Consider the following 25,027-nt stretch of genomic DNA (forward strand, 5'->3'; position numbering starts at 1 on the left):
CCTTTGCCGAAAGAGAGATTCGAATATGACCGACCCGGACGCCGTCATCATCTGCGACCATGATCCAAGATGGATGGACGATTTCCGCTCTGAAGCGGCAAGAATCCTGGATGTCATGGGTCCCCTTGCCTTGCACATCCAGCACGTGGGAAGCACCGCCGTGCCGGGCCTCGCCGCGAAACCGGTGATCGACATCCTGGTGGCCGTCGAGGATCTTCAGCAGAGAGACAGGTTCGCCCGATTGCTGGAACCGCTTGGATACATCAACGTCCCTCATGATGACCCCGGTCGGTTATTCTTCCTAAAAGGCATGCCTCGCACGCACCACCTTCACCTGGTCAGGGAGAGAAGCTGGGACTACTGGAAGCATGTCATGTTCCGTGACTACCTCATCGATCATCCGTCGGCGGCGGAGGAATACGAATGCCTTAAGCGCTTGCTCGTCTCCAAGCATTCGACCGAGAGGGAGAGGTACGTGGAAGGCAAGACGGACTTGATCGAGCTCATCCTGCAGCGGGCGGTGCGTGAACAGGTTCAACTGCGCCAGGACTAGTTCCGAGGTCGAGTTCCAGGACAAGCCACGGCAGTGGTACGTGGCTTGGATTCGTGTCGGACGCGAATCAGATATGAGCAAGGAACGCGATTATCCTCGGATAGAAATGGGCGTGGGGGAGATATTCGACCGGGCAACCAGGAGCCAGTTGCTCCGCGATTCGTTCGTGTAAAAGATCTGGGGGTTGGTCCAGAACGACGAGTTGTTCCGTAAGTCGCCCGATCATCTGGTGGGTGCAGACCATGGACACTTTCAAGGTGGACCGCTGGCACAGCGTCGAGAAGGTCCGCCGGGAGCTTGGCTATTCGCCAAGACACACGTTGGAGGAAGGGCTGCGACAGAACGTCCGATGGTACTCGCAGAACGGCTACATCCGATCGTGAACAGATGACAAACCCCTCCAGCTCGATGTTATTCGAACGTGCGTTCAAAAGGGTTTAATCCTCGCGGTCCTTTCGTCCTGCCGTACGATACTGAGGGACTGGGACAGCGTATGAACGACGACAGGGCCTTCGCCTACCGATTCAAGAACGTGCTACGCGTGGCGTACACGCTTCCGTTCGTCATGGCATCCATCACCGGGGCGGTCTTCGCTCTGACGATCAGGCAGGAATGGCTGATGGCCCTCCTGATCCCCCTGGACGTCTTCTTCCTGGCGATGTTCGTGAATCTGACCAACGACTACTTCGATCACAAGAGCGGCACGGACAAGGTGCGTTTCACCATGACCGACCGCGCCTTCGAGCAGCGTGCCTCGGGGGAGTTCTCGCAGAAAATGTACTGGCAAGGCAACTCCTTCGACCGCGGCCTGATAACGGAAAAAGGGGGTAAAAGGCTCATCCTCTTCCTGGCCGCCGTGGCATGCATCATCGCCCTGCCCATCGTCCTCTTCGGAGGCATCCTGGTCCTGGTGATGGGCGCGGTGGCGTTCTTCCTCTCCTTTTTCTATACTGCCCCTCCTCTCAACCTTGGCTCGAGAGGTCTGGGCGAGCTGGACGTGGGTCTATCCTTCGCCTTCATGGCCTTCTTCTCCTACTACGTCATCGTGCAGCAATTCAGCTGGACCATGCTGCTGATCTCCATAACCGTGGGAATGAACGTCATGAACATGCGCATCGTGGACGAGATGTCCGGCAGAGAGGCACACAAAGCCGCTGGCGAACGCGATCTGGTGGTACGCTTCGGCATCGACGGCGCGACGAGCGTCATGACGGGGGCGATGGTGTGCATGTATGCGCTGTGCGCGGTATTGGTCTACATCAACTGGACCTACGTTCTGCTGTTCCTGACCATTGCTCTCAGCCTCAAGGCTATTCGCTATCTGCGGCAGAAGAAGGACGAGTTCTGGATGATCCGGCCGGTGCTGGAAGTATTCAAGCTCGCCCTGACCCACATGTTCCTGGTGGTCATCATTTTGACATTGCAAAGCGCCGTGACATTTGCATGATTGTGCCCATCGATCCCTTCGTGATCAGGCGGTACTCGCGCACGGCGTCGAAGCCGCACTGCTTGCAGGCGGGGGTGTTGCGCATCGGGCAGCCATAGTAATGCGAGCGGTCGGGCAGCACGAAGACCGAAACCCAATCCGGGCAAAGTTCCAGGAAGTCCTCCTTCAGCATGTCCCTCAGGGCCTTGGTGGTGTTGAGGATGGGCAGCTTCTCCTTCTTCAGTCGAAGGGCCAGCGCCACCACCTGTTTCTTCTCATCCAGGGTGAGGGCAAGTTCCTGAGGGGGAGGGGTGATGAAGTTGAGCATGATGCCGCGGATGTGCTTGTTGGCCGCGGCCAGGCGTACGGTGGCTTCCACCTGGTCCAGGTTGTCCCGCATCACTACCATGTTGGCGAAGATGTTGGGGTGGGTGGTGCTCTCCAGATTGGCCATGAGCTTGTCGTACACTCCTTCGCATCTGATGCAGTCGTGCACTTCCCTGGGGCCGTCCAGGCTCACCGAGATGACGTCGCTGTCCTCACAGATGACATTGGTTCCATTGGTGGTATAGCCGATGACGAAATAGCCCACTTGCCTTCCCGCCCGGATCAGGTCCCGCAGCCCCTTCTCCCCATCCTTCCACAGCGTCGGCTCGCCGCCCTCGAAGAAGAGGATGCGACATCCGCGCTCGAAATGCTCCTTCATCTCCTGGACCGCATCTTCGTAGGGTATCTGGTGGGGTGATGGCAGCCTGTCCTCATTCGCCGCCACGGAACAATGCTTGCAGCGCAGGTTGCAGTTGTAGTTGATGATCATGGTGTTGACCAGCGGCCTCTTCTTTCCCAGCTTGGAGCGGAGGAACCAGCCGCCATAGTAGAAGATCTGCCGCACGGACATCAGCTTGCTCATGCGACTCTCTCAACAATCGCGCAATATATAATCCGTGGGGCAGAATCGAAGCCTATTTGCGTCCGCGAAGGAATGCTATCTCGGTGAGATGATGGTCTGGGACTGGAAGAGTGAAATGAAACCCCTCTACTTTCCACCGTCCAACAAAGTGGTGGAGGTGGATGTGCCGCCACTGCAGTATCTCATGGTGCACGGCGAGGGCGACCCGAACACATCCAAGGACTATCGGGGAGCGATCGAGGCCCTCTACAACGTGGCATACACTCTCAAGTTCACGCTGAAGAAGACCGACGCGGCAAAGGATTTCAAGGTCGGTCCTCTGGAGGGGCTGTGGTGGAACAACGAGCAAGAATGTTTGGATACTGGAAAGAAGGAAGGCTGGAAATGGACCGCCATGATCGTCATGCCGCCTTTCATCAAGCCAGAGATGGTGAAGGGGGCAAGGGCAGCGGCCGAGAAGAAGAAGGACAATCCTCTCCTCGCGCGGCTGAAGCTAGAGGGATTGGACGAAGGTCGGTGCGCGCAGATACTGTATATTGGTCCGTGGGCGGAGGAGCACGCGACCATCCAGAGAGTGCACGGTTTCATCCAAGGGCAGGACGGCAGGCCGAAGGGCAAGCATCATGAGATCTACATGAGCGATCCTCGGCGGGTGGCGCCAGAGAAGCTCAAGACTGTCATAAGACAGCCTTTCGTCTAGGACCAAACGCAGCCAGCCAGTCATTCTCCATGACAGATGGAAAACGGATTATTGAAATATGACGACCAGCAATAGGTCAGTAAAATCACTTGGAAGGCACTCCGGAGGAAAGGCATGGCAGACAAAGCATTCCGCATTCAGGTGTTGGAGACGATAGCCGCGTTGATGACCGCAGCTTTCGGTCTGATCGCCGCACTGGCCTGGAACGAGGCCATTAGGACTGCAATTACCTCGGTGTTCAAGGCCGATCCCGGCATAGGGTTGTTCATCTACGCTATCATCGTGACCATCATCGCCATAGCGGCAACCGTCCTGATTGGAAGGGCCTTGGCTAAGATGAAGGCCGCTGTGGGCGGAGAGAAGTGATTTCTCTCCACACGCCAAACCCCTTTTTCCTATTTCCTACCCCAATCTCACATCTTTTTCGAGCCTTTCCCGAGTGAGACCGCAAGGGAGATATCCGGCTACCCATATCCCTGCAATTGCAGGGGATGCGATGACCAAGGTCAAGGTCGGGATCAACGGCTACGGCACGATTGGGAAGAGGGCTGCTTTCGCCATCCAGCGGCAGGACGATATGGAGGTCGTGGGGGTCACCAAGACCAAGCCGTCCTACGAGGCGAGGTTGGCAATCAAAGAAGGCCTGCCTCTCTATGCTGCGGCACCTGAGAACGTGGCGGACTTCGAGAAGGAAGAGATCAAATTGGCGGGGACACTGGCAGACCTGCTGCCCAAGTGTGATATCATCGTGGACGCGACGCCCGGAGGAGTGGGCAAAGGGTACAAGCCCATATACGAGAAGGCTAACGTCAAGGCCATCTTCCAGGGCGGGGAGGACCATGGTCTGGCGGGCATTTCGTTCAACGCATTCGCCAACTACCAGGAAGCCTGGGGGGCGGACTTCGTCCGAGTGGTCTCCTGCAACACCACTGGCCTGGTGAGGACCCTCTATCCCTTGGACCGGGTCTTCGGCCTAGAGAAGGTCTTCGCGGCCCTGGTCAGGAGAGGAGCGGACCCCGGAGACAAGAAAGGTTTCGCCCTCAACGCCATCGAGCCATCGCTCAAGCTACCAACTCACCACGGTCCGGACGTCCAGACCATCATGCCCTGGCTGCCCATACGGACCATGGCCGTGGTCACCCCGACCACCATGATGCACGTGCATTGCATCACCTGCGATCTGAAGAAGAAGGCCACGGAGAAGGAGGTGCTCTCGGTCTGGGACAACGTGCCCCGCATCCGCTTCGTGAGCGGCAAGCACGGAATCAAGTCCTCGGCGCAGATCATGGAGCTGGCCAGGGACCTCGGCCGGCCTCGGGGGGATTTCATGGAGATCATCGTCTGGGAGGACGGGGTCAAGGTGGAAGGCCATACCCTCTATTACTACCAGGCGATCCACCAGGAGAGCGACATCGTGCCGGAGATCGTGGATTGCATTCGGGCCATGATGAAGGTGGAGACGGATCCCTTGCGCTCGATCCGCAAGACGGACAAGGCGCTCGGCATCGTCAAGTGACGCCCAGCTTCGTCTGCGGTACGAATCAGCGCATCCTGGCGTAGAATCCGAAAGGTAATCTATCCCCAGGCGAATCTCATTCTGTCAGGGGAGCGGAGCGGTCCGTTATCCTGATCAAGGGGGACGAGCATGGCCGATTTCAACACTCTCGACGATTTCGATTTCCGGAAGAAGAGCGTGCTGCTACGGGTGGACATCAACTGTCCTCTGAACCAGAAGACCCTGGAGATCGAGGATGATAATCGCATCCGCCAGATACTTCCGACACTGAACGAGATGCTTTCGAAAGGGGCGAAGGTAGCTATCCTAGCTCATCAGGGACGGCCCGGGGATTGGGACTTCATTCCGCTTGACAAGCATGCCAAGGCTCTCAGCGCCATGATCAGCAAGCCGGTACGGTATGTGGACGACATCTTCGGACCGGCGGCCATGACGGCCATCCGCTCCCTGGCTCCGGGAGAAGCGCTCGTGCTCAAGAACGTGCGCGATCTGCCATACGAGCAAGACAGGAAGAGCATGGAGGAGCACGCCAAGATGGAACTGGTCACATCCCTCGCTCCGCTCTTCGACCTCTATGTCAACGATGCATTCGGCGCCTCGCACCGCTCGCAATGCTCCCTGGTGGGCTTCCAGGCCCTGCTTCCCTCTGCGGCGGGAAGGCTCATGGAACGGGAGCTTCGAGCCTTAAAGACCGTCTTCGACAATCCTGCCCGGCCATCGGTGTTCGTTCTGGGCGGAGCCAAGTTCGCCGACTCGGTGAAGGTGGTGGACCGCATCATCAGCAAGAAGGTCGCGGATTGGGTGATCCTCGTGGGCGTCACGGGAAACGCCTTCCTCAAGGCCAGGGGCGTGAAGCTGGGCGAGCCGAGCGAGAAGCTACTGGACAAGGAGATGACGCCCGAGGAACTTGAGGCAGCGAAGAAGCTGCTCTTGGAGAGAGGGGCGAAGATACTGTTGCCTTTCGACGTTGCCGTAGAGGTGGAATGTCGAAGGCGAGATCTGCTGGTGGGGGACCTGCCGGTCAACTACCCTATCTTGGACATTGGCCAGGGATCGATGGACAAGTTCGGAAGGGTGATCAGAAGAGCGGGCACAGTGTTCATGAGCGGGCCCGCAGGCATGTTCGAGAAAGAACCCTTCGCCGCCGGAACGAAGGCGTTGATGGAGGCGGCGGTGCATCCCAAGGTCTACTCGGTCATAGGGGGAGGGCACACCGCGGCCTGCGCGGAGAAGTTCGGCCTGCTGGACAAGCTCTCCTACGTCAGCACAGGGGGCGGGGCGCTCGAGACCTACCTGCTCGGCAAGCCTTTGCCGGTGGTCGAGGCGCTTAAGGCGGCTTACAACCGCAAGTGCCCTTCAAAGCACTGATGCTTACTTGACCTTGGCCATGCGCTCCAGCGCCTCTTCGATCCTGCTCTTGGATTGAGTGATGGCCATGCGAACGTAGCCCTCACCCTGGTGGCCGAAGCCTACGCCCGGGGTGACGGCCACTCCCGCATGGTCGAGCATCTTGTCGGAGAACTTGAGCGAGCTGCCGCCCACCTGGAACCAGAGGTAGAACGTTCCCTTGGGCGGATCGACCTTGTAGCCCATCTCCCTCAGACCCTTGACCAGCACATCACGGCGCTCCTTGAACACGTGGATATTGTCCTTGACCATCTGCGGCTTCTCCGCGCTCTTGTACTGCTGGAGGGCGAAGACACCCGCCTTCTGCACGAACTTCGACACTCCGGAGTCGACCTGGGTCTTGACCTTCTTCAGGCCAGCGATGAGGCTCGCATCTCCCACGGCGTAGCCGATGCGGTACCCGGTCATGTTGAACGTCTTGGACAGGGATCCGAACTCGATCGCTCCCTCCTTGCCGATCTCCAGCATGCTTGGGGCGACATAGTCATCGAAGGTCAGCTCCGAATAGGCGTTGTCGTAGACCATGATGGTCTCCGTCTCCACGCACCAGAGATAGAGCCCACGCAGATAGTCCTTGGTCGCCACCGCGCCGGTCGGGTTGTTGGGGTAGTTCATGTAGAGCATTTTGGCCGTTCTATCCAGAACGCCCGGGCTGTCCTCGAACCAATAGTTGCGATTGGGCAGGAGGGGAATGCGCACGGGCACGGCATCGCAGAGCGTGGCCGCTCCTTGAGCGTAGACAGGATAGGCTGGGTCGGGGCAGAGCACCTTCTCGCCCGGATTGACGTACGCACGGGCGATGTTCGCCAGACCCTCCTTGCTGCCCAGCAGGATGCACACCTCTCCCTGGGGATCGAGGTCCACCCCGAATCGCTTCCTGTAAAACTCGGCCACCGCCTGTCGAGTCTCTAGCTCTCCAGCGGAAGATGGATAGTTATGGTTCTCCGGGTCCTGCACTTGGCGTTTGATCTCATCCACGATCGGCTGGGGCGTCGGGATGTCCGGGTCACCGATGCCGAAATCGATGACGTCCACTCCCAGGGACTTCTTGATGCGGATCTTCTCCTCTATCTCAGCGAACAGGTAAGGCGGGATCTTGTTCACGCGGGTTGCGTAGGCGAACGGCATGGGCTCACTCCTCTAGTTCTCCTTTGAATACGCGCGCGGCCGGACCGCGCATCGTTACCGAGGATAAATTCTCGGCTACTTTAATCCACAGGCTTCCACCGGGCAGGACGATCTCAACCTCTCTGCCTGGGGGCACCTTCTGGCCCACCACCGCCGCCACCGCCACCGCGCAGGCACCAGTGCCGCAGGCCGTGGTCCAGCCCGCTCCCCGCTCGAATACCCGGACCTTGATCCTGTTGCCATGGACGGAGGCGAACTCCACGTTGGTGCGCTTGGGGAACAGCGGATGCCGTTCGATCCTCGGCCCCAGCCGCTCCTTGTCCTCCTCCCTCAGCCTATCGAAGGTGACGAAGTGAGGGTTGCCCATGGAGACCGCCGTGCCTTTGATATGCTTGTCATCGACCTCGATCTCCTTGTCCACGAACCGGCCCATGCAGCTCATGGGGATGCGGTCGCATTCCAGCGAAGGCGCGCCCATGTTCACCGCCACTTCCTTGACTCGTCCGTCGGCGAGGAAGCAGTCCACTTCCATCTCCCCGGCCAATGTGCCTATGGTCATCTTTCTCTTCTTCACGAAGCCGAAGTCGTGGAGGTGCTTGGCTACGCACCTGATGCCGTTCCCGCACATCTCCGCCTCGGAGCCGTCGGAGTTGAGGACGCGCATGGTCGCATCGATCCCTTCCCCCTTTCCGACGTAGAGGATGCCGTCCGCGCCCACGCCGAAGCGTCGCTCGCAGGTCCTCTTGACGAAGTCGGCATCCTTGGGCGCTTTGCCATCGAAGTCCTCCACCACCAGGAAATCATTTCCCAGGCCGTGATATTTCCAGAAGATCAAATCATCAGCCTCGCCGGGATGCGCTCATGCCGCAGAAGGTCGTCCAGGCTCTCTGCCTCGCGTATGAGGAGCATCGAACCCTCTTTCACTAAGACCTGGCGGCAACGCGGGCGCATGTTGTAGGTGGAGGACATGGTGAATCCATAAGCTCCCGCATCGTAGGCGGCCAATACGTCCCCCTCCTCCAGCCGGGGCAGCATGCGGTCCTTGGCGATGAAATCTCCAGATTCGCAGATCGGCCCCACTATGTCATAGATCTGCTCCCCCTGCCGCTCGAACTTATTGGCCACGGCTACGTGGTGATAGGAGCCGTAGAACGCCGGCCTGATCAAGGTGTTGAAGCCCGCATCCACGCCTGCGAACTTCTTCTCCGAGGTCTCCTTGACGTCCACCACGCTGGTCAGAAGTATGGTGGTGTCGGCGATTATGTAACGGCCGGGCTCGATGGCCACGGTCTCCGCTGAGCACTTGCCTTTGATGCGATCGCAGACCTCCTTGGCGAAGAGGTCCACGTCCATCTGCTTGTCCTCTGGGCGATAGGGGATGCCAATTCCTCCGCCAATATCCAGCACTTTCAGCTTGATGGATAACTGATCCTGGATCTCGTTCATGATGGTTACCAGAACCTCGGTGACCAGGGAGAAAGGTCCCACGTCCTGCACTCCGGCCCCGATGTGCGCATGCAGCCCGAAGGGGACGAAGCCTAGTTCCAGCGCCTCATCGTATGCGTGCACGATCTGCTCTCGGGGAATGCCGAATTTCGTCGTCTTGGCTCCGGTGACCACGTGAGCATGGTGTCCCGCTCCCACGCCCGGGTTCACCCTGAAGGAGATCGGAATGTCGGTGGTCATCTCTGCCAGCCGTCGCAGCTCGGAGAGCGAGTCGATGTTGATCGGCACTCCCCGGGAGGCGACCTGGTAGAGTTCCTTGGTGGAGACGTTCACTCCCGTATACAGTATCCTATGGGGAGCGAACCCCGCCCTCAGGCAGATGTCCACTTCTCCCACGGACACCGCATCGATGTGGCTGCCCTCCTGCTGCAAGATCCGCAATATTGCCAGCGACGCATTGGCCTTGCAGGCGAAGAGCACCCGCACCGGCATGTGGGGCTTGAAGGCGTCCCTGATGCGGCGATAGTTCTCGCGCACCGCGTTCTCGTCCGTGACATAGACTGGCGTCCCGTAGCGCTCCGCAATCTCCGTGGCGCGCACCCCGCCTATCTTCATGAACCCGTTATCGTTCTCGAACTTGCGCATATCATGCACCTATGAATCGTTCATGCAGCTTCCGGACCACGTCCTCTGCCTTGTCCCCGGGGACGACGAAGTTGAGCGCGACGTCCGAAGCCCCTTCCGAGATCATCTCGATGTTCGCGTCCACATCCGCCGCCGCCTTGAACACCTTGGCGGCCACGCCTTTCACGTTGAGCATGTCATCGCCCACGGCGCAGACCAGAGCTACCTCGGACTTCACCTTCACCTTCTCGATCTCTCCGTTCTTGAGCGATTTCAATCGTTCGCAGATGTTCTTGACATCGTGAGCTGGCACCGCCATGGCCAGGGTGGAGAGCGAGGTGGATATGGCGTACATGGTCATGCCTGCCTGATTGACCGAATCGAGGAGCTCGGTGACCAGGCCCGGGCTGTAGGCGATCTCCGAGGAGTACACCTTGACGATGCTCAGATCGGGCTTCACAGCCACGCTCTTCAGCATTCGGCCCGAGCTCTTGCTCCTTTCGTGGATGCGCGTGCCCCGGTGCTCAGGATTGAAGGTGTTCTTAACCAGGACGGCGATTTTCTTCCTTCTGGCTGGCTCGATGGTGCGGGGATGCAGCACCTTGGCACCGAAGTATGCCAGCTCTGCCGCTTCCTCGTAGTCCATCTCCGCGATGCTCTTCGCCCCGGGAACGATGCGCGGGTCGGCGGTCATGAAGCCGTTCACATCGGTCCAGATCTCCAGGACCGAGGCGTTGCAGGCATAGGCCACCACCGCGCCCGAGTAATCGCTCCCTCCCCGACCGAAAGTGACCGGTCGACCCTGGGGGTCGCATCCATAGTAGCCAGTGATGATAGGGATCTTGCGCGCTTCGATGAGAGGCAGCACGTTCAGTCTGAAATTGCGGGCCGTGGCCTCCAGGTCCGCGGTGCCGCTGCCGAATTGACCCAGGGAGACGATGCCCGCCTCCTCGGATGTCATGGCCACGGTCTCCACCCCTCTGGCTCGAAGCAAGGACGCGACCATGAGCGAAGAGAGCCTCTCGCCCCAGCTGGAGATGGCATCCTGCACGCTCGCTCGATTGGCCAGATCGGAGCAGCGTTCCATGAGCTGCCTCAAGCCCGAAAGCAGGATGCGCAGCTTCGTTTCCAGGTCGTCCAGTGTCTCTTCGGGCATCATCGGTCCGACGGCCGAGGTATGCTTTCTTAGCAATTCATCCAGGAAGCCGTCCGCTGGCCGAGGATCCTTCGTCCAAGCGATGAGGGAGTTGGTGACCCCGGACATGGCCGAGACCACCACCGCTTTCTTGGCCCGGTCCTTCTCGATGATGGATGCGAGGCTGGTCAGAGCCTTCTCGCTGCCCACACTGGTCCCGCCGAACTTCATGACCTTGATCAAAGACCGAGCACCTCTGCCATGGTATGCACCTTGCCGTCCCGTCGGGCAGAGACCCAGCGTATGGCCGTCAAAGCACCTTCCGCGAAGGCCTCGCGAGAGTGCGCCCGGTGCGTAAGCTCTATCCTCTCCTTGTTGCCGGCGAAGATGATCGTGTGCTCGCCCACCACGTCCCCGGCGCGGATGGCGTGCACCCCTATCTCCCTTCCTCGGGCGCCGACGTTGCCCTGCCTGCCGTAGACGATATTCTCTATGCCCGTAATCTCGGATACGATCTGGGCCGCTTTCATGGCCGTGCCCGAAGGTGCGTCCTTCTTCTTGTCGTGATGGGTCTCTAGGATCTCCACATCATAGTTCTCCAGGACGGCTGCCAGCACGCCGCATATCTTCCAGAAGACGTTCACGCCGACCGAGAAGTTGGGGGAGACGACCGCGGAGACGTTGCCTTCGGCCACCGAGGCCTCGAAGCGCTTCAGCAGCTCCTCCGACAATCCCGTGGTACCGACCACGCAATTGACGCCCAACGGCGGGACGCGGAGGATATTCCTCTCCGCCGCTGTGGCCGAGGTGGCGTCCACGTAGACATCCGCCTTCTCCAGCACCTTCTCCAGCCCTTCCGCTCCGTAGGTTCGCACGCCTGGTGCTATCTCCTTTCCGGCGTGCCCTCCAGTGTCCGATACTATACCGGCCACCAGCTGCATGTCCTCCTGCTGTCTCACCAGCTCGCAGATCATCGTGCCCAGTCGGCCGGTGGCTCCTCCCACTACTACCTTGATCACGGTGTTTCCCTCCTTCTAAGAATCCAGTGGATCGATGAGCCTCACTTATCGATGACGCCCAGGTCCAGAAGGGTCTTCTTCAGGACCTCCAGGTTGGCTGGCTCCATATCGCAAAGCGGCAGCCGGAACGAACCGGCAGGCTTGCCCATGAGCCTGAGGGCGGTCTTCACCGGAATGGGGTTGGTCTCGATGAACAGGTTGTTGAACAGTGGCAGGAGCCGGTAGTGGATTTTGCGCGCCTCCTCCCACCTTCCCTCTAGGGCCAAATGCACCATTCGGCTCACCTCATTGGGTATGACGTTCGAGGCCACGGAGATCACTCCATTGGCCCCGAGCGCCAGCAAGGGATAGGTGAGGGCGTCGTCCCCCGAAACGACCGAGAATCCTTTAGGCGCTGAGCCAAGGATGGCCATTATCTGCGCCAGGTTCCCGCTGGCCTCCTTGATGCCGACGATGTTAGGCACCTCCGCCAGCTTGAGCACGGTCGAGGGGTTGATGTTCGAGCCCGTCCGTCCCGGGACATTGTAGATGATGATGGATGCGTCCACTGCCTTGGCTATTGCTTCGTAGTGTCGGAAGATACCCTTCTGGGTCGGTTTGTTGTAATAGGGAGAGATGGAGAGGATGGCGTGCACCCCCATGTCCTTCGCTCCCTTGCTCAATAGTATCGCCTCGTGCGTGGCGTTGCTTCCTGCCCCTGCGATGACCTTGGCCCTCTTCACCTGGTCCATGACGATCTTGATGACCTTCAAATGCTCAGCGTGTGTGAGCGTGGCCGATTCCCCCGTGGTCCCACAGGGCACGATGTAGTCCACGCCCTGTGCCTCCTGGAATCCCACTAGAGTTCGCAGCCCTTCCTCATCCAGCTCGCCCTTCTCCGTGAAAGGGGTGACGAGGGCGGTGGCGCATCCTCGGATCATCTCAATCCCCTCCGAAATGCTCCTTGAGGATGAGGCGGGTGCGAGTGGAGAGCACTTTGTCGAAGCGGCGGATGCGTTCGATGATCTCGTTCAGTTGGGGGGACGAGGTGACGTCGATTATCGCCACGATGTCCTCCTCTCCAGTGACCTCGAACACCTCCGAGACGCCATCGAACTTCGCAATGTTGGCGGCGACCTCAGCGGTGTTGACGTTGACGTCGATCTTCACCTCGATGATCGCCTTGACGTTCTTGCTGCTGGTCTTGATGGTGAAGCTCTGGATGACGCCCTCTTCGAACAGCTTGCGGACCCGGCTGCGGATGGTGCCCTCAGAGACCTTCAGCTCTTCGGCGATCTCCACGAACGGCTTCCTGGAGTCCTTCTTCAGTATCTCGATGATTCTTTCATCCAAGTGATCGATCATGTGCACACCTTCTCGAAATGTCCGATTTGCGATTTTTCGTATTGTTTCTAATGTTAACGGAAGAATCTTATTTAATGATTCCGAAAAATAAGGTCAAGACGAGGCATTCGCACAATCGGACGTCGTTTCGGTCAAGAGACCGAGCGTACGAAGCTGAGCCATCGTTTCTCGTCGGTCACCCGGCTCATGAGCGCCTTCGCCTTGATTTGAGCGCTGGCATCCTGAGCATGGCGTATCTCGTCCACGGCTCGAAGCAGTCCGCAGATCTCGTCCAGGAGAATGTGCGCTTGCCCTTTGGTCAAGTCTCCCTCGCTCAGTTCAGATTCCAGTTGCTTGGCCCTTCCCTCCAAGGCGTCGGCGAGGAAGAGGGCTCCCTGCACCTCCTCTTCCGTCGGCTTCTGCTTGGTGACGTAGTTGAAGATGACATCTCGCAGCTGGACGCGTTCTCGCTCCAGCAGCTCCTCCTCTGGGATGAACTTGCCTAACCAGTAGAGCAGGGAATGGATGCGGCCGAGGATCTTGCGTCGGTCCTCTTCCGTGAGGGGGCCAGGGTCCGAGTCGAAGACATCATTCATGGAAGGCGCATCACTTGTAGGGGAAGGAGCGCAGTGGTCCCCCACCCAGTATGGTCCCTCCCATGGACCGGGCCCGGATCACTCCCCGGAGGGGCACGCCGTCCACTTCGTTCTGGCTGCTCTTGTTGACGATGACCACCATGAGCACCGGTTTCCCGCCGGCGGTCTTCACGTCCTTGATGGCCTCTTGGGCAGTGGCACCAGTGGACATGACGTCATCGATGATGACCACGCTCTTACCCTCCACGCTAGCATAGTTGCCGCTGATGGAACCTCCCTTCTTGCCCCGCTCCACCGGCGGTTTGTAGATCGCCAGTTCGATGCCCAGGATATCGGATATGTAGGTGGCGAAGCTAACCCCGTTCACGGCGATGCCCATCACCACGTCCACGTCAAGATCGCGCTTCTCCGTCTCTTCCATTATGATGTCCGCCAAGATGTCGCTCATCATGGAGATGCGATTGCCATAGATGCCTAGGGTCCTCCAGCCTATCTTGACGTCTGTGGGCGGAAGGGTGCTCTCCATGCCCTCCTCAAGCAGGTATCTGACCGTGTCAACGGAGAGGTGCAATTCATCGCCGATCTCGCGCTCGTTCAGCCCCTTCTCCTGGTATTCCAGGGCCTTCTTTGCCAGCTCCTTCACGTCGACCATCTTACCACACCATTCGAAAGAAGGCGTGAGAGTAATTAACCTTTGCTCGACACCAGCCAGCCAATCTGAGGACAAGCTCGAGCTTCATCTCTTTCCACTCTGGACGGATAGGCCTTCGATCAAGAGCGTGAGGGCAAGGTTGGCACGGGCATCGATTCCCTTCTCCTTTCCCAGGCGGACGATCTCGCCGTTGATATCGTCCACTTCGGTCCGCTTGCCCCTCTCTATGTCCTGCAGCATGCTGGAGCGGTTCTCGGCCGTGCGGCGCAGCACCTCCATCACCTTCTCGAAGGTCTGCTCCTTCGAGAGCTCTATCCCTTGGGCCCTTGCTACCGAAACGCCTTCGTCACAAAGCAACTCGCTCAAGGCCAGCAGTCCGTCATTCTTCAGAACGCCGCCGTTGCGGCAGCGGACGATCGCGGTGATGGGATTGATGGAGGCGTTGATCACGGCCTTCGCCCAGACCTCTCTCCTGATGTCCGAGGAGACCTCCGAATCCAGGCCGACCGAGGTGAACGCCTCCGCGATGCGCTCAGCCTCTTGGGTCGCTCCGGAGAGAGAACCGAAGTAAGTGTCCCCGATGCCTGTGTAGACCACTTTTCCAGGGGATACATAGGTCGCTCCAATGGAAGTGATGCCTATGACCGAACCAATGTGTCCTTCGGACATGACGGTCAACTGCCTCAGCCCGTTCTGCAGAAGGACCAGGACCACTCCTTTGTCCAGGAGAGGGCGGACCGCCTCTAGAGCTTCCAGCGTGTCGTAGGCCTTGACGGTGACGATGACGACGTCCGCCTCACGTACTTGGCACACCTCGCTCACCGCCTGCGGCACGAACACCGCCTCCACCATGCCGCCCACTACCAGTCCGTTGTGTTCGATGGCTTGCACGTGGGCGCTGCGGCCTATCAGGGTGACCTCGTTCCGTCGGGAAAGCAAACCTCCGACGACGCTTCCCAGGGCGCCAGCCCCGAAGACCGCGATGCGCATTCAGTCCCTCGCGTTCCCTTGACGCTTCTTTCTCTCGGACGTGGCGAGGAGATGCGCCAGGCGCAGCGGTTCGGGGACCGAATGACGCATGTACCTCTGGCAGATCTCCGCTGACGTTGGAAGTGAGACCCTATGCCCCACGGAGACGAAAGTGGTCTTCTTCTCTCCTTTTCCCAGGGCGTATCCTCGTACCTTTCCCTCCATCTCCACAGCGTCCCATTTCCCCGGGCGACCGTGCACGACACTGCCTTCCAGCAGGCTCTTCGCTGCACCAATGGTGGGAATGCCCAGTTCCACTCCGATCTGGCATGCCACCCCGAAGCCTCGGGGGTGCAGAGTTCCATGTCCGTCCACCAGGTAGACTATGTCCCGCTTCTCCTTGACCAGACGCGCAATCAATGGGGTCTCGCGGAAACCGAGGTATCCGGGTATGTAAGGGAACTTGGTCTGGCAGCTCATCACCTTCTGCTCCAGCACCTCCTCACTCTCCGCGTCCATCACCACCATGGCCGCGAAGCCCATGTAGCCGGAGTAGGCCACGTCCAGGCCGGCCACTCTGTCAAGGGAACCGAAGTCATCCTTCTCGATCACAAGCTCCCGCATCCTAGATTGTCTCTGGCTCAGGTCCTTGAGCATGGGGGTAAGGCGAAAATCCTTGAACATCACCGAGCTCAGGTCTTGCACAAGGCCTTCATCGATCCTGAGGCCTTCAGCGAGCAATAGGTCGACCTTCCTTTGATTGCCCTTGCCACTACCCCCATACCAGCCGACCCGGCCGTCGGAGAATATCACCCGGTGACAAGGCACCACTATCGGCCTGGGGTTGTTCGCCAGCACCGTGCCCACGGCCCTGGCCGCTCGCACGTCCCCCAACGCCCGAGCGATGCCCCCATAGGTCGAAACCATGCCTTCGGGTATCTGGCACGTCGCCTCGTATATGGCGGCGGTCAGGTCCACTTCATCCCCGCAACTCTCGTATGTTGATACCATTCTCATCCTTCCTGATGTCGAAGAATGTCACCTTGCCTTTGGCGGGCAGTGAAACATTGTGAACGACCACTTCAGCCCCTGCGAGGGTGAAATCCTCAAGCGAGCGCTGTTGGCGGGCGAGGACCGCTCTCTCCTTTCCCCGGTGAGCGTGGGCATGGATCGCCAGGTCCGGTCTCTTCTCCAGGATGACCTTCTCCATTTGCAGCGATCCCATTTCGGGAAAGGTGCTCTTCTTCTCCCCATCCAAGGTGGCATAGGTTGGAGCGTAGTGCGTCAGAAGGAGTAGAACGTCCGCATCCCCTCTTTCCAGCAGCCCTTCGATCTTCCCCATCCGATCTTTGTAGCGCTTCCAGATATCCGGGATGTTGTTGCGCTGCCACCACGTGGGGCGGTCCACGGAGCCAGTGCTACCGACCATGCGTAGCTTGATGCCCTCCACCTCCAGATCGAGTCTCTCATCCTCGAGGAATCGTACATTGAACCGGCTCCTGTACACGGGATGGGAAGGCTCATACTCCTCATTCCCGAACACCGCGATGATGTCGGCGTCGCTCATCTCCTTTAATGCCCCGATTACCTCGTCATAGCCTTCGAGATTGTCGCTATCTGTGATATCTCCTGCCAGGAGCACCAGCTCGCACTCCGCCAGGAGCCCCCTCCCCTCCCGGAGCACGCTCATGCCCTCTTTCCAGTGGACGTCCCCGAGGGCGGCGATCTTCATCGAGCGTCTAAGTGTCCGGGACATCAAAACCCCTTCGGTCCCTAGTTTGCTGAGGTGTGCTGTCTCGGGTGCTCATTCCTCACTAGCAACACCATGAAAGCGCCGATCATCAACAGCCCTCCGTCGACCAGCACCGCCAGGGTCCAATCGCCTGTGAGATCTCGCAGGGCACCGGACAGAACGGGCGAGAGGACCGCGCCCACTTCGGCCACCAGGTTCCACATGCCGAACGTCTGCGCCACCTGGCCGCTCGGAGAGAGATCCGCGGTCAAGGTCATGTGGACGGTCTGGGCGGCGGCGAACAGGAAGCCGATGAGGAAGACCAAGCCCCCTAGGACGAGCACATCAATCTTGCTGGTTGCGATCACCACCGCCAGCAGGAAGACCAGGAGGGCGACGCCGAACGCTAGCGCGGAGTAGACCCTCTTCCCCCGTCTTGTGGTGCGCCCCAGTCGGTCGTAGATCCTGCCACCGACGGGATAGCCCAGGGCGTTGGCCACTCCGAACAGAGCTGCGTACACCGCCGCGCCGGAAAGTCCCAGCTCTGACGCCTCTGAAACCACCAGCAATACCCAGAAACCGAAGAACCAGAGGGTGTAGAGCAACGGAATGGCGGAAACGTACATGACGAGCAGGTCGCGGTCACGCAGCAGCTTTGGATTGGCGGAGGAGAGCCGAAGGAATATGAATGCTATCAACAGCAGCGCGGTCAGAAGCACCGCCACCGCTTGGAACACCACCCCCAGACCGAAGTTCACCGTCAGCAGGTAGGTGGCCATGAGCGCGACCAAGAAGATGGCGGAGTAGCTCAGCAATCGGGCCAGCGCCTTTCGATAAGCGCCCTTCGCACTGGGGATGCGAACGAAGCGCCAGATGCCCAAGGCTATGAGCAGAGTTGGTATGGAAAAGAGCAGGAACGGGAAGGACCAGGCCGAGTCCTTGCCCCAAATGCTCGAAGCGAAATCAAGCAATGGAGGGGTGAGCAGGGTGGCGATGGTCAGACCGGCGGCGAGCCCCACGAAGACCACGCCCATCCCCAGGCCCCGGCGCCCTTCGGGCGTCAGCTTGTAGACGATGGCCCGATCATTGGAGTAATAGGCTCCCTCTCCCAGACCGGTGAAGATGCGCAAGGCCACGAAGGAGTACAGCTCTCGGGTCAACCCGCTCAGGAAGGTGGCGATGCCCGACCAGACGACGCTGATCAGGATGAGCACTTTGCTTCCGTAACGATCGCCCAGAAAGCCTGCGGGGAACTGGGTAAGCATGTAGCCGGCGAAGAACATGGAGCCGATGATACCCCCCAAGGCATGGGGCATCGGCGCCTGATAGAGGAAGGAGACGTCGTTGACGATCATCCAATTGACCACCGGCCCGGTGATGCTCCGGTCCGCGTAGAGGAGCATCCAGGCCAGGAAAAGCCACAGCCAGACATGGTGGTAGGGCTGCCAGCCTTTTATTGGAGGTTTCTCGTTCACTTCGTCAAGCCGATTGGACCCTTCGGGCATCCGCGAACCTTCATTGGCCATTTCCTGGTTCGCGGGCTGGAAACGGGAAAACAGTGCCCGCTCCTGTATGCCAAGACGGGCATATGGTATTTGTGCTGGACCCGATATCGACTTGCCTGAGAGGGCAGGTCGCTCAGCCGTGCTTCTCCCAGTGCACCAGGTCCTTCATCTCCTTGCGGGGGCGGGCATCAGGGCTCTCGTCCGGGTATCCCAACGTTAGGCAGGCAGTGACCATCAGACCCTTGGGCAGGCCAAGGAAGGCCGCCATCTTCTCCTGATCGAAGGCGCCGATCCAGCAGGTCCCCAATCCCTTTTCCACCGCGATCAACGCTATATGCTCCAGGGCGATGGCCACATCCACCCTGGCCCATTTCTGGGTGGTGTCGTCGATGCCAGCGATGAAGGCCGAGCATTCCCCCACGAACTTCTGCTCCTTGCAGATGGGCACCAGGGCCTTCCTCCGTTCCGGGTTCGTGACCACGACCAGCTGCCACGGCTGCTTGTTCGCTCCGGAAGGTGCCAGTCTGGCTGCCTCCAGAACCTCCATGAGCAGATCGTGCGGTATCTCTTTGGCCTTGTACTTGCGGATGCTCCGCCGCTTCTGGATCGCTGCTGACACGTCCATGGTGAACGCCTTCCTTGACCAGGTGGGAGAACCCACCGGGCGCTTCAATATTGGCAGCGGTCGTAGAAAGCCCTTGCGTTCGAAAGCACCGCCAACCAAGGAAAGGAATTAAATCAGGCAGGGGATAAGGAACGAGCTAAGATGGACCCGCTGCATCGCTACCATTCCATACTCAAAGGAAGCAGGAGCCCGGCCTACTCCCTGGCCAAGTCGTTCCCCCTATCATTCGACGATTCTGATGCGGACGACGATCTCTGGAAGGTGCACGACCGTTCCGTGGGGAGTCTGGGAACGGGACCTCCGAGCAGAGAGGTTCAGGAGGGAGAAGGCGATCTTCTCCGCCTCAAGTTGCAGCTGATGGAGAGGATGATCAAGCGATGCGAGCTCTGCGAGCACCGTTGCCGCGTGGACCGCTTAGCGGGCAAGAAGGGCAAGTGCGGTGTGGGAGAAGCGCGCATCGTCAGCATGTTCCTTCATCATGGTGAGGAAGCGCCCCTCGTCCCCTCATTCACCGTCTTCTTCGCCGGCTGCAACCTCCAATGCGTCTTCTGCCAGAACTTTGACATCTCCACCGATCCTCGAGCAGGACGCGAAGTGCCCCCCGAGAGCCTAGCCCGGCGGATTGAGAATCTCACGGACGTGGGGAGAGCGGGCTTCCACGTGAGCCTGGTGAGGGAATGGGGAGAGAAGGCCAGGAACGTCAACTGGGTGGGTGGCGAGCCGACCCCCAACCTGCGATACGTGCTGCAAGTGCTCAACCAATGCCGGGCCAACATCCCCCAGATATGGAACTCGAACATGTACATGTCCGAGCGGTGCATGAGCCTGCTGCACGGCATGGTGGATCTCTACCTGGCCGACTTCAAGTACGGCAACGACGAATGCGCTCAGCGCCTGTCAAAGATTCCAGACTACTTTCCGGTGGTTTCGCGCAATCACATCCAGGCGGCGAAGCACGCCGACCTCATCGTGCGCCACCTCATGCTTCCAGGACATCTGGAATGCTGCACCAAGCCCATCCTCCGATGGCTGGCCGAGAACACGCCGAACGCACTGGTGAATGTCATGGACCAATACCGGCCGATGCATTTGGCCAGAGATTATCCAGAATTGCGCTCTGGGGTCAAGATCAAAGATTACGAAGAAGCAATCGAACTGGCCCGTGACCTCGGTCTGCATCTGATGTGAGCTCAATTCCGCTCTGACTTTTTCGTTTCGTCGACGAAGTGCACCACGCGCTGCGGGAATGGTATCCCGATGCCTTCCGCCGCGAAGCGCTCGTAGACCGCCTTCCGATACTCAGAAGTCACCTTGTGGCGATTGGCTACGTCGTCGATGTAGATGAACACCTTGAACACGAGCGACGAATCGCCGAAGTCCGAGAAACGCACCACTGGCTGATGTTCTGCATGCTTCAGGACGTTCGAATGCTCGAGCGCCGTTTGCCTCAAGATAGTGCTGACCTTTTTCACGTCCGACCCATAGGCTGTATTGATCTTCACTAGCATTCGGAGCCGTCCAGAAGCTCGGTCGCTCGCATGCCGATCTTCTTCACTTCGCACACTTCGCCGCTCTCCAGCTGTAGCGTGTCGCCCACCTTGAAAGGGCGGTCCGTCAATAATTGCAGGCCAGCGAAGAAGTTGGACAAGGTCGATTGGGCCGCGAAACCGATCACGATGCCGAGGAAGCCCACGCCTGCCAGCAGAGCGGTGAGGTCGTATCCGAGCATTCCGAGGATGGCCATCATGCCGACCACCCAGACGAGCAAAATTATGACCGCGATGTGATAGATGAACTCGATGTTGGCGATGACGTCCCGGTCGAGGTTGAGGATCTCCACCGAGGTTACCGCGCCGAACACGATGACGAAAACGAAAATCGGCCCGCGCAGGATTTTCAGCAATTCGTCATCCAGGGTGGTGTTGGTGTTCTTGGTGATGGCGTGGACGAGGGGGTCCACCACGAAGGTGAGGAAGAGGGCGATCAGCACCCATCCCAGGATTGAGAACAGGAACGCACCCAGGTTGGTGTCGAAGGGCGCCGGCAAGAAGTTGTCCCAGATGCCGAAGATTTTGTTCTGACCAGCTCCGGCTCCGATGACCGCTTTGATCTTCAGATGGACGGTCTCTTGCACCTGTTCCATTTGAGAGGGGTCGCTCATCCGGGTGAGGGTCAGGGTAACGAGGAAGGTTACGTCCCGGGAATCCATGGCCGGGTCGGTGCTCACCTTCATGACCGTTGAGTGCGACTCTCCGGGCTGGAGGGTGAAGTAGTTCTCGGCGAACTCAGCGGTCATGTCCGAGGCCGAGGACACGGTGCGGTTCAGTTTGACCAGGTAAGGGGTCGTCCCGTTGTTGAAGACCACCCACTTGAACTCTACCGAGTGCCCTGCGGTCGTCTCTTTGCTGTAGTTGTCGACCAAGAACACGTTGATCGGTGAGGCCGCGGCGGCAGGGGCGACGAGAGCGATGGCCATGAGCGCTGCGGTCAATGCCACTAGCATCGAAGCGGCCACGCCTCTCCTAGCACCAGCTTTCAGGCGGCTTACCTTGGGTGGTGCGGTGCATAGTCAACGAAAACATAAAGCTTGGCCTTGACCGCCCCGGTCGTTGCCATTTGGCCGTAACTGGGCGCAATGATTGATATGCGGGCAACCGATTCCTCCAGCGATGGAGCTGCTGGACCTCCTGCGTTTGGGAGTCGCCCTGGTCATATGCTTGCTGGCCTCCTACAGTGATTGGAGGACGCGGGTCGCTAAAGACGGCTACTGGCTTGTCATGGGCGTCGTGGGCCTAACGCTCATCGCCACCGAACTCGTCCTCGCAAGCGCCAATTGGCTCTACTTTCTGTTTCTGTTTCCCATTGGCTTCGTGTTCGTTGATCTCTTCTGGGACAGGAAAGGAATGCTCGAGGACGGCATCAACCCGGTGCCCATCGTGCTCTACGCTCTCGGCATCGCCACACTAGCCTATCTTTTCGTTAACCTGAAGGACGAGGTGCTGTTCTGGAGGCTGGCAGCGGTGTTGGTGATGTTCGCAATCATATTCCTGCTCTACCAGTTCGACATCATCAAGGGAGGCGCCGATGCCAAGGGGCTCATGGCTCTCTCCATCCTTTTCCCGGCCTACCCGATCATCGAGGGCTTGCCATTGATTCACATCACCTCCGATCTGGCCACGGTGGTCTTCCCCTTCTCTCTACTAGTGCTGTTCAACGCTGCCCTTCTCTCCATCGCGGTGCCATTGGGCCTGCTGTTCTATAACGCAGCAAAGAAGGAAGTGCGCCTTCCAGCCATGCTTCTCGGATATCGCACCACCATCCAGGACGCCCGGGGAAAGTTCGTCTGGTCCATGGAGCGTATGGTGAACGGGGAGAGGAAGTTCGTCTACTTTCCGAAGGAGGATGAGGATGAGAACGCGATCCTAGATGCGCTGCTGCAGGCGGGCGTGGACGAGATCTGGGTCACACCCAAGATCCCATTCCTCATCCCCATGACCGTTTCGATAATATTCTCCGCGGTCGTGGGGAACATCGTCATGCTATTGACTCACTAGGATCACAGCCATCAACCAAGAGGCAGTCGTGGCAACGGGGAGCGGCAATAGATCTCGGCTAGCTGCCTCGGTGAAACGCACTGGTCCTACACTCATGTTGATCATGTGTCTTCGCGGTCCTATTGGGCGCTTCCCAAGAAGGCTGCTAGGGCACTATGTGCAGGTCCTCACCGCACTTCGGGCAGCTTGAACCCCAAAAGTTCACCTTCTCGACATTGAAGCCGATCCGGTGGATGATGAGCGTTCCGCACTTCGGGCAGCGAGTATCCTCGTCCTCCTCGGAGAGGTAGTTGCCAGTGTACACGAACTTCAACCCTTCCTCCTTGGCTATTCCCCTTGCCAGCGCGAGGGTCTTGATGGGGGTCGCCGGGACGTCGTTCATCATGTAGTCGGGGTGGAAGCGGGTGAAGTGCACCGGCACGGATTTCGCCAGCTCATTGGAGACCCAGCGGGCGAAATCCCGCATCTCCGTTTCGCTGTCGTTCTTGCCCGGGATGATGAGGTAAGTGAGCTCGATATGGATGCCCAGCTGGTGTGCCAGTATGGTGGCCTTGAGCACGGGTTCTAAGCGCGCCTTGCATACACTCTTGTAGAAATCATCTCGGAATCCTTTCACGTCGATGTTCATGGCGTCCAGGTAAGGAGCGATCTCTCTCAACGGCTCCTCCTCGATGAATCCGTTGGTCACGTAGACGGTGCGCAATCCCTTTCCTTTGGCTATCTTCGATGCGTCATAGGTGAACTCGTGCCAGATGGTCGGTTCGTTGTATGTATATGCGATGGCGCGGCAGCCGTTCTCCATTGCAATGCGGGAGACGTCCTCCGGTCTCATCCCTTCTAGGTGGGTCTCCTGCACCTTCGCCTGGGAGATGCTGAAGTTCTGGCAGTGCTGACAGCGCAGATTACAGCCCACGCTTCCTAGGGATAGAATTGGCTCGCCAGGCAGGAAATGAAACAGCGGTTTCTTTTCTATCGGGTCTATGTGCACGCCCGAAGCGCGGCCATAGATGAGCGAATACAGCTTTCCCCCTTGATTCTGGCGCACGCCGCAGATGCCGTACTTGCCCTCGCTCAGCTTGCAATGGTGCGGACAGAGGTAGCAGGCAGTCCTGTCGCCCTCTGTCTTCCAGAACTTGGCCTCGTGCTTGCCCTTCTCAACGGAAATGCTCATAGCCCCTCTTATCCAGCGGAGCGGTCCTGCCTCCCCTGGTCAGCGTGTTCTCTCCGCCTGGCTTGGCCTTACCTATGACCATGAAGGTATTCCCCAGGCGGGATCTGAGCATGTTCAGCCCTTCGGGCTTGAATGTGAACAGCAGATGGTAGTCGCCCCCATAGTACAGCACAAGGTCCTCCGGTTTGACGTTCGCCTGCTTGGCGATCTCCACCACGTCCTTCTCCACCGGTATCGCTCCATAGTCAACCTCGAAGCTCACGCGGCCCGCTTCAGAGAGCGCATGCACCGAAGCAGCCAATCCATCGGAGATGTCCATACAGGAGGTCACACAGCCTGAGGAGGACAGAGCCATCCCTTCCTTGATCCGGGGCTTGGGTTCAAGGAGCGCCTTCTCCGATTTTCTGTTGCCAAGGCCCTTGATCAGGGAGTGGTATCCCGCCGCGGCCAGGCCTAGGGAACCGGTGACCCCAAGCAAATCTCCGGGGGACGCTCCCTTCCGCAGAAGGATACCGCGCTTCGGAACGGTGCCGATCCCCGTGCCGGCGAGCACAATCTCCGGCGTCTCCTTGGTATCCCCGCCCAGAAGCTCGGTGCCAACCGATTCGCAACACTCCATGACCCCATCAATGATCTCATCCAGGTGCTCGAATTCCAGGTCTCGGGGCAGACCCATGGAGACCAGTACACCGATGGGCTTTGCGCCCATGGCGGCGACATCGCTCAGATTGACCGCGGCCACAGTCCAGCCCATCTGCTTGTGCGTCATACCGGGGAGGAAGTGCGTCTTCTGTGCTATGAGGTCAGTGCTGGCCACGAGGTAGATGACACCCAGGTCCACTGCCGCCGCATCATCCCCAGGTCCGACGTTGGAGGATGATTCCGTCTCCGCTATCTGCGCCAGTATGCGTCTGACCGCTTCTTTCTCCCCGATCTCCTCAAGCCTACTCATCGTCACTAATTCGTCGCTCCTACAGATTACCTTTTTCGTGCCGGCCTGGAATTGGAGATCCACCCTTCCGCCGACTGCTGCAAA

26 protein-coding genes and 1 pseudogene are annotated in these 25,027 nt (G+C 59.0%); 9 read left to right on the forward strand and 18 right to left on the reverse strand.

What is annotated here, in order from left to right:
- Positions 1–25 precede the first annotated feature (25 nt).
- The 3 genes from NT137_05730 to NT137_05740 all read left to right on the forward strand — a co-directional run bounded on the left by NT137_05730 (position 26) and on the right by NT137_05740 (position 2,000).
- Positions 26–553 (forward strand): GrpB family protein, encoded by a 528-nt coding sequence (locus NT137_05730; GenBank protein MCX6652838.1) that lies wholly within the window; start codon positions 26–28, stop codon positions 551–553.
- A 242-nt stretch (positions 554–795) separates the two neighbouring features.
- Positions 796–936 (forward strand): hypothetical protein, encoded by a 141-nt coding sequence (locus tag NT137_05735; protein ID MCX6652839.1) that lies wholly within the window; start codon positions 796–798, stop codon positions 934–936.
- A gap of 110 nt (positions 937–1,046) precedes the next feature.
- Positions 1,047–2,000 carry a prenyltransferase gene (locus tag NT137_05740; GenBank protein MCX6652840.1) on the forward strand — a complete coding sequence of 318 codons (954 nt, stop codon included), beginning with the start codon at positions 1,047–1,049 and terminating at the stop codon, positions 1,998–2,000.
- On the opposite strand, the gene NT137_05745 is transcribed toward NT137_05740, so the two are convergent.
- A complete protein-coding gene (locus tag NT137_05745; protein ID MCX6652841.1) occupies positions 1,963–2,889 on the reverse strand; it encodes a radical SAM protein in 927 nt (308 codons plus the stop codon). The genes NT137_05740 and NT137_05745 overlap by 38 nt on opposite strands.
- Positions 2,890–3,004: 115 nt before the next feature.
- Between NT137_05745 and NT137_05750 the strand changes: the two genes are divergently transcribed.
- From NT137_05750 to pgk, 4 genes are all read left to right on the forward strand, one after another.
- Complete coding sequence (locus NT137_05750) at positions 3,005–3,589, forward strand: GyrI-like domain-containing protein (GenBank protein MCX6652842.1); 585 nt, start codon at positions 3,005–3,007, stop codon at positions 3,587–3,589.
- Positions 3,590–3,703: 114 nt separating this feature from the next.
- Positions 3,704–3,955, forward strand: coding sequence for a DUF5654 family protein (locus NT137_05755; GenBank protein MCX6652843.1), 252 nt, complete (start codon positions 3,704–3,706; stop codon positions 3,953–3,955).
- 130 nt (positions 3,956–4,085) lie between these two features.
- The gene (locus tag NT137_05760) at positions 4,086–5,105 is read left to right on the forward strand and encodes a type II glyceraldehyde-3-phosphate dehydrogenase (GenBank protein ID MCX6652844.1); all 1,020 of its coding nucleotides are present in this window, start codon (positions 4,086–4,088) and stop codon (positions 5,103–5,105) included.
- 129 nt (positions 5,106–5,234) lie between these two features.
- A complete protein-coding gene (gene pgk / locus NT137_05765) occupies positions 5,235–6,473 on the forward strand; it encodes a phosphoglycerate kinase (GenBank protein ID MCX6652845.1) in 1,239 nt (412 codons plus the stop codon).
- 3 nt (positions 6,474–6,476) lie between these two features.
- Here the strand turns inward: pgk and NT137_05770 are convergent, their stop codons facing one another.
- The 14 genes from NT137_05770 to NT137_05835 all read right to left on the reverse strand — a co-directional run bounded on the left by NT137_05770 (position 6,477) and on the right by NT137_05835 (position 19,266).
- Entirely contained in the window at positions 6,477–7,640 is a 1,164-nt protein-coding gene (locus tag NT137_05770; GenBank protein MCX6652846.1) for an aminotransferase class I/II-fold pyridoxal phosphate-dependent enzyme, read from the reverse strand.
- A gap of 4 nt (positions 7,641–7,644) precedes the next feature.
- Positions 7,645–8,475 (reverse strand): diaminopimelate epimerase, encoded by an 831-nt coding sequence (gene dapF, locus NT137_05775; GenBank protein ID MCX6652847.1) that lies wholly within the window; start codon positions 8,473–8,475, stop codon positions 7,645–7,647.
- A complete protein-coding gene (gene lysA / locus NT137_05780) occupies positions 8,472–9,731 on the reverse strand; it encodes a diaminopimelate decarboxylase (protein MCX6652848.1) in 1,260 nt (419 codons plus the stop codon). Before lysA ends, dapF begins: the two co-directional genes overlap by 4 nt.
- Position 9,732: 1 nt before the next feature.
- On the reverse strand, positions 9,733–11,088 hold the full coding sequence (locus NT137_05785) for an aspartate kinase (protein MCX6652849.1): 1,356 nt from the start codon (positions 11,086–11,088) through the stop codon (positions 9,733–9,735).
- Entirely contained in the window at positions 11,085–11,864 is a 780-nt protein-coding gene (dapB, locus tag NT137_05790; GenBank protein MCX6652850.1) for a 4-hydroxy-tetrahydrodipicolinate reductase, read from the reverse strand. Before dapB ends, NT137_05785 begins: the two co-directional genes overlap by 4 nt.
- A 41-nt stretch (positions 11,865–11,905) precedes the next feature.
- Positions 11,906–12,784 carry a 4-hydroxy-tetrahydrodipicolinate synthase gene (dapA, locus tag NT137_05795; protein MCX6652851.1) on the reverse strand — a complete coding sequence of 293 codons (879 nt, stop codon included), beginning with the start codon at positions 12,782–12,784 and terminating at the stop codon, positions 11,906–11,908.
- A gap of 1 nt (position 12,785) precedes the next feature.
- Positions 12,786–13,208 (reverse strand): Lrp/AsnC family transcriptional regulator, encoded by a 423-nt coding sequence (locus tag NT137_05800; GenBank protein ID MCX6652852.1) that lies wholly within the window; start codon positions 13,206–13,208, stop codon positions 12,786–12,788.
- A 131-nt stretch (positions 13,209–13,339) separates the two neighbouring features.
- Positions 13,340–13,783, reverse strand: a complete 444-nt coding sequence (locus tag NT137_05805; GenBank protein ID MCX6652853.1) for a DUF5788 family protein — start codon at positions 13,781–13,783, stop codon at positions 13,340–13,342.
- Between the two features lie 10 nt (positions 13,784–13,793).
- A complete protein-coding gene (locus NT137_05810; GenBank protein MCX6652854.1) occupies positions 13,794–14,435 on the reverse strand; it encodes an orotate phosphoribosyltransferase-like protein in 642 nt (213 codons plus the stop codon).
- An 84-nt stretch (positions 14,436–14,519) separates the two neighbouring features.
- Positions 14,520–15,425 carry a 2-dehydropantoate 2-reductase gene (locus tag NT137_05815; protein ID MCX6652855.1) on the reverse strand — a complete coding sequence of 302 codons (906 nt, stop codon included), beginning with the start codon at positions 15,423–15,425 and terminating at the stop codon, positions 14,520–14,522.
- A complete protein-coding gene (locus NT137_05820; GenBank protein ID MCX6652856.1) occupies positions 15,426–16,415 on the reverse strand; it encodes an endonuclease V in 990 nt (329 codons plus the stop codon). It lies immediately after the preceding gene.
- Complete coding sequence (locus tag NT137_05825) at positions 16,384–17,160, reverse strand: metallophosphoesterase (GenBank protein ID MCX6652857.1); 777 nt, start codon at positions 17,158–17,160, stop codon at positions 16,384–16,386. The genes NT137_05820 and NT137_05825 overlap by 32 nt, the downstream gene beginning before the upstream one ends.
- Before the next feature lie 17 nt (positions 17,161–17,177).
- Complete coding sequence (locus NT137_05830) at positions 17,178–18,641, reverse strand: MFS transporter (protein ID MCX6652858.1); 1,464 nt, start codon at positions 18,639–18,641, stop codon at positions 17,178–17,180.
- A gap of 133 nt (positions 18,642–18,774) precedes the next feature.
- Positions 18,775–19,266 (reverse strand): nitroreductase family protein, encoded by a 492-nt coding sequence (locus NT137_05835; protein MCX6652859.1) that lies wholly within the window; start codon positions 19,264–19,266, stop codon positions 18,775–18,777.
- Between the two features lie 141 nt (positions 19,267–19,407).
- Here NT137_05835 and NT137_05840 point away from each other — a divergent pair, with 141 nt between their 5' ends.
- Positions 19,408–20,454, forward strand: a complete 1,047-nt coding sequence (locus NT137_05840) for a radical SAM protein (GenBank protein MCX6652860.1) — start codon at positions 19,408–19,410, stop codon at positions 20,452–20,454.
- Between the two features lie 2 nt (positions 20,455–20,456).
- Here the strand turns inward: NT137_05840 and NT137_05845 are convergent.
- A pseudogene (locus tag NT137_05845) lies at positions 20,457–20,995 on the reverse strand (mechanosensitive ion channel).
- Positions 20,996–21,935: 940 nt separating this feature from the next.
- Here NT137_05845 and NT137_05850 point away from each other — a divergent pair.
- On the forward strand, positions 21,936–22,820 hold the full coding sequence (locus NT137_05850; protein MCX6652861.1) for a hypothetical protein: 885 nt from the start codon (positions 21,936–21,938) through the stop codon (positions 22,818–22,820).
- Positions 22,821–22,965: 145 nt separating this feature from the next.
- Here NT137_05850 and amrS read toward each other — a convergent pair whose 3' ends face one another.
- Together amrS and thiL are read right to left on the reverse strand one after the other, a co-directional pair.
- A complete protein-coding gene (gene amrS, locus NT137_05855; GenBank protein ID MCX6652862.1) occupies positions 22,966–23,991 on the reverse strand; it encodes an AmmeMemoRadiSam system radical SAM enzyme in 1,026 nt (341 codons plus the stop codon).
- Positions 23,975–24,943 (reverse strand): thiamine-phosphate kinase, encoded by a 969-nt coding sequence (thiL, locus tag NT137_05860; protein MCX6652863.1) that lies wholly within the window; start codon positions 24,941–24,943, stop codon positions 23,975–23,977. The genes amrS and thiL overlap by 17 nt, the downstream gene beginning before the upstream one ends.
- Positions 24,944–25,027 lie beyond the last annotated feature (84 nt).

This window comes from Methanomassiliicoccales archaeon, from assembly GCA_026394375.1.
Classification (GTDB): Archaea; Thermoplasmatota; Thermoplasmata; order Methanomassiliicoccales; family UBA472; genus JAJRAL01.

What these genes read in the sequence shown, in the direction of transcription:
- NT137_05730 (MCX6652838.1), top strand. Translation starts at nt 26, where the DNA reads ATGACCGACCCGGACGCCGTCATCATCTGCGACCATGATCCAAGATGG.
- NT137_05735 (MCX6652839.1), top strand. Translation starts at nt 796, where the DNA reads ATGGACACTTTCAAGGTGGACCGCTGGCACAGCGTCGAGAAGGTCCGC.
- NT137_05740 (MCX6652840.1), top strand. Translation starts at nt 1,047, where the DNA reads ATGAACGACGACAGGGCCTTCGCCTACCGATTCAAGAACGTGCTACGC.
- NT137_05745 (MCX6652841.1), bottom strand. Translation starts at nt 2,889, where the DNA reads ATGAGCAAGCTGATGTCCGTGCGGCAGATCTTCTACTATGGCGGCTGG.
- NT137_05750 (MCX6652842.1), top strand. Translation starts at nt 3,005, where the DNA reads ATGAAACCCCTCTACTTTCCACCGTCCAACAAAGTGGTGGAGGTGGAT.
- NT137_05755 (MCX6652843.1), top strand. Translation starts at nt 3,704, where the DNA reads ATGGCAGACAAAGCATTCCGCATTCAGGTGTTGGAGACGATAGCCGCG.
- NT137_05760 (MCX6652844.1), top strand. Translation starts at nt 4,086, where the DNA reads ATGACCAAGGTCAAGGTCGGGATCAACGGCTACGGCACGATTGGGAAG.
- pgk (MCX6652845.1), top strand. Translation starts at nt 5,235, where the DNA reads ATGGCCGATTTCAACACTCTCGACGATTTCGATTTCCGGAAGAAGAGC.
- NT137_05770 (MCX6652846.1), bottom strand. Translation starts at nt 7,640, where the DNA reads ATGCCGTTCGCCTACGCAACCCGCGTGAACAAGATCCCGCCTTACCTG.
- lysA (MCX6652848.1), bottom strand. Translation starts at nt 9,731, where the DNA reads ATGCGCAAGTTCGAGAACGATAACGGGTTCATGAAGATAGGCGGGGTG.
- dapA (MCX6652851.1), bottom strand. Translation starts at nt 12,784, where the DNA reads ATGATCCGAGGATGCGCCACCGCCCTCGTCACCCCTTTCACGGAGAAG.
- NT137_05800 (MCX6652852.1), bottom strand. Translation starts at nt 13,208, where the DNA reads ATGATCGATCACTTGGATGAAAGAATCATCGAGATACTGAAGAAGGAC.
- NT137_05805 (MCX6652853.1), bottom strand. Translation starts at nt 13,783, where the DNA reads ATGAATGATGTCTTCGACTCGGACCCTGGCCCCCTCACGGAAGAGGAC.
- NT137_05810 (MCX6652854.1), bottom strand. Translation starts at nt 14,435, where the DNA reads ATGGTCGACGTGAAGGAGCTGGCAAAGAAGGCCCTGGAATACCAGGAG.
- NT137_05815 (MCX6652855.1), bottom strand. Translation starts at nt 15,425, where the DNA reads ATGCGCATCGCGGTCTTCGGGGCTGGCGCCCTGGGAAGCGTCGTCGGA.
- NT137_05820 (MCX6652856.1), bottom strand. Translation starts at nt 16,415, where the DNA reads ATGGTATCAACATACGAGAGTTGCGGGGATGAAGTGGACCTGACCGCC.
- NT137_05825 (MCX6652857.1), bottom strand. Translation starts at nt 17,160, where the DNA reads ATGTCCCGGACACTTAGACGCTCGATGAAGATCGCCGCCCTCGGGGAC.
- NT137_05830 (MCX6652858.1), bottom strand. Translation starts at nt 18,641, where the DNA reads ATGCCCGAAGGGTCCAATCGGCTTGACGAAGTGAACGAGAAACCTCCA.
- NT137_05835 (MCX6652859.1), bottom strand. Translation starts at nt 19,266, where the DNA reads ATGGACGTGTCAGCAGCGATCCAGAAGCGGCGGAGCATCCGCAAGTAC.
- NT137_05840 (MCX6652860.1), top strand. Translation starts at nt 19,408, where the DNA reads ATGGACCCGCTGCATCGCTACCATTCCATACTCAAAGGAAGCAGGAGC.
- NT137_05850 (MCX6652861.1), top strand. Translation starts at nt 21,936, where the DNA reads ATGGAGCTGCTGGACCTCCTGCGTTTGGGAGTCGCCCTGGTCATATGC.
- amrS (MCX6652862.1), bottom strand. Translation starts at nt 23,991, where the DNA reads ATGAGCATTTCCGTTGAGAAGGGCAAGCACGAGGCCAAGTTCTGGAAG.
- thiL (MCX6652863.1), bottom strand. Translation starts at nt 24,943, where the DNA reads ATGAGTAGGCTTGAGGAGATCGGGGAGAAAGAAGCGGTCAGACGCATA.